The organism is Oleiphilus sp. HI0080, assembly GCF_001635135.1.
In genome coordinates this window covers 1-3,248 of record NZ_LWFU01000418.1, presented here as the reverse complement: position 1 = coordinate 3,248, position 3,248 = coordinate 1, and the positions used below count along the sequence as shown (strand labels likewise).

Annotated in this window: 3 protein-coding genes; 2 read left to right on the top strand and 1 reads right to left on the bottom strand. The window is 45.5% G+C overall.

The window, feature by feature from the left end:
- Positions 1 to 1,654, top strand: a 1,654-nt coding sequence (locus tag A3751_RS07845) for a sugar phosphorylase (RefSeq protein ID WP_068454050.1), incomplete at its 5' end; no start/stop codon positions are given.
- A 152-nt stretch (positions 1,655 to 1,806) separates the two neighbouring features.
- Complete coding sequence (locus A3751_RS07840) at positions 1,807 to 2,223, top strand: helix-turn-helix domain-containing protein (RefSeq protein WP_068454047.1); 417 nt, start codon at positions 1,807 to 1,809, stop codon at positions 2,221 to 2,223.
- An 85-nt stretch (positions 2,224 to 2,308) separates the two neighbouring features.
- On the opposite strand, the gene galU is transcribed toward A3751_RS07840, so the two are convergent.
- Entirely contained in the window at positions 2,309 to 3,142 is an 834-nt protein-coding gene (gene galU / locus A3751_RS07835; RefSeq protein WP_068454043.1) for a UTP--glucose-1-phosphate uridylyltransferase GalU, read from the bottom strand.
- Positions 3,143 to 3,248 lie beyond the last annotated feature (106 nt).

Sequence of the window (3,248 nt, the reverse complement as noted above, 5' to 3'; positions counted from 1 at the left end):
GCAAGAGGCTGATGGCGAGCTTGAGCAGCCAGTGCCTTATCAGAATCATTGGTCTGAGCAAGACGCAATTCTCATTACTTACGGAGACAGCGTTTCTGTTGGCGCCTCGGCCTTAGATTCAAATACCGAGAAGCCTCTCGCGACTCTAAAAACCTTCCTCGACACCTATTGTGCTGATGGTTTCAACTCAGTGCATCTATTGCCTTTTTACCCCTACAGTTCCGATGACGGTTTTTCGGTTATTAACTACGTTCAGGTTAATGAGGCCCTAGGTGATTGGTCTCACATTCGTGATATTAGTAACGACTACAGAACAATGGCTGACTTAGTAATCAATCATTGTTCTTCGAGAAGTGTTTGGTTTGATAATTTCGTCAAAGGAGAGGGTGTAGGGCATGACTATTTTTATACCGCGGACCCTGCGGATGACGTCTCTCATGTGGTCCGTCCACGAACCTCTTCGCTTTTGCGCGAAACCGAGACGGTAAAAGACGGCACGCGCTACGTTTGGTGCACCTTTAGTCACGATCAGGTTGATCTAGACTTTCGCAACCCAAAGGTATTAGTCGAATTTGTCAAAATATTACGGGCTTATCTCGACGAAGGGATTCGAATTTTTCGCTTCGATGCGATTGCCTTCCTATGGAAGGTGATCGGTACGAGTAGCCTCAATTTACCTGAAACCCATGAATTAGTTCGTCTTTTACGCACTTTGCTTGAATTTGCGCAGCCTGACGCGGTGATTATCACCGAAACCAACATCCCTAATCGTGAAAATCTTTCATACTTTGGCAACGCCAACGAAGCGCATTGTGTTTACAACTTTTCTCTTCCGCCACTGCTCGTAAACACTCTAATAACCGGCAGCTGCTTTTATCTGAAACAATGGATGATGAGCATGCCGCCCGCGCTGCATGGCACAGCTTATTTTAATTTCATCGCTTCGCATGATGGGATCGGCCTGCGACCCGCGGAAGGTTTGTTGAGCGAGGAAGAAATCAACACACTCATTAACACCATGCAGAGCTTTGGTGGCAGAATTTCCATGCGCGCATTGGAGAACAATGAGAACAAACCTTATGAAATTAATATTTCGTTGTTCGATGCGCTACAAGGTACCACCGCTGGGCCAGATAAATGGGCGATTGAGCGATTTTTGTGTGCGCACGCGATTATGTTTGCGCTTGAAGGCATTCCGGGCGTTTACATTCATAGCTTGGTAGGCACGCGTAATGATTACCAGAAGGTGGAACACACCAAGCATAACCGCTCGATCAATCGGCATAAGTGGGAATATGCAGAGCTCGAGTCGGCGATTGCCGATACATCCACCAGTCATAGCCGAGTGTATGCGGGCGTGATGGAGTTACTAAAAATTCGTCGTCGTCAGTCCGCTTTTCATCCTAACGCCACGCAGTTCACCCTCCATCTCGGAGATCAGGTCTTCGGCTTTTGGCGTCAAAGTATGAACCGAACGCAGAATATATTCTGTATTTTTAATATCAGTGATCAAGAACAAGAGCTTCATTTGAGTGAATTGAATCTCTCTGACTTCATGGAGTGGAGCGATTTGATCAGTGGCGCGAAAATTGGTGATCTGAGTGAAAGCTTGATGTTGCAACCCTACCAAACGCTTTGGATCAGCAATTGTTAGGTGTATTTTGCAAGCGTGCTATCGTGCCTTATGGGGTTTAAATCCAACATTAAGTCCTTGAGCTAAGGATCTGAAAATAAAACAGTTTTTAATGGAAAGTCAGGGGCTTGCTGCTATATTTAAAGCTAACATGAATTAACGCGCCACCTTTGATGAAGTATTTAAAAAGCTTTAGCAAACAGCTTCGATTTTTTCGCGAAACACATAAGTTAAGTCTCAGTGATGTCGCGAACCTGTGTAATGTAGACGAAAGCGTCGTCGATGCGTGGGAGAAGGGTGGATCGAATTCAATTTATCCGAGCCTAGAGAACCTTCTCGATATTTGCTTTAAAACGGGTGCTTCGCTCGAGTATTTTATTGATCTCCCTGTTCAGGGAGATCTTCCACAGCTTGAATTGCCTGGTTTTGTGGTGTCTGGTGAGCCTGATGATCTCAGCGAGACATTAAACGCCTTAGATAAAGAGCTAGAGGCGGTATTACCAAAAGATCAAGAACTTGAGCTGCTCAAACGCTTTCGAAAAAGTGACGAACAAAACCGCTCCCTGATTTTGCAGTTAATGGGCATGTAGGCACGGCTATGAACCAGTAGCGGTGAGCAGTAAAATAAAAAAGGCAGATCTGATTGATCTGCCTTTTTTGATTCTTGTCTGAGCTTTATTGAGGCTTGTAAACGTTCTCGTATACATAGTTTGTTGCCTTAACAAAGCCGTCGACGCTGCCACAATCAAAACGCTCGCCTTTGAACTTGTATGCCAACACACAGCCATTTTTAGCCTGCGTCATTAACGCATCCGTGATTTGAACTTCGCCATTTTTGCCTGGTGGTGTGTTCTCGATAATATCGAAAATATCTGGCGTCAAAATGTATCGTCCAATGATCGCAAGATTGCTAGGCGCATCCTCAGGGGCCGGCTTTTCAACCATGTCGGTAATACGGTAGAGACCGTCCTTCATTGATTCGCCCGCAATCACGCCATACTTGTGGGTTTGATCCGCCGGTACTTCTTGAATCGCGACGATGCTGCAACGAAACTGACTGTAAAGCATGCTCATCTGCTTGAGTACGCCATTACCAGGCTCGTCTCCTACACATAGGTCATCGGCGAGTAGCACGGCAAATGGGTTGTCGCCTACAAGCGTCTTGCCAGATAAGATTGCATGGCCAAGGCCTTTCATCTCATGTTGACGTGTAAAAGAAAAGGTATTGTTATGAATAAGATCGCGAATCTCAGAAAGCAGGTCTTCTTTACCCGAACCTTGGATTTGATGTTCTAGCTCATAACTGATGTCGAAATGATCTGCGATAGCGCGCTTTCCACGACCTGTTACAAAACCAAAGTTATTCATCCCGGCCTCTTGCGCTTCTTCAACCCCGTATTGAACAAGCGGCTTGTTAACGAGTGGGAGCATTTCTTTCGGCATGGCTTTCGTAGCAGGCAAAAATCGAGTGCCGTAACCGGCAACTGGAAACAAACAGTTCTTAATCATAAATACAATCCTGGTATTACATAAGTGTCAATATTGTGCAAAACGCGACTAAATCAGCGCGATCTTGGAGCATAAATACAGCCGGTGATGATGGATGCGATGCTTT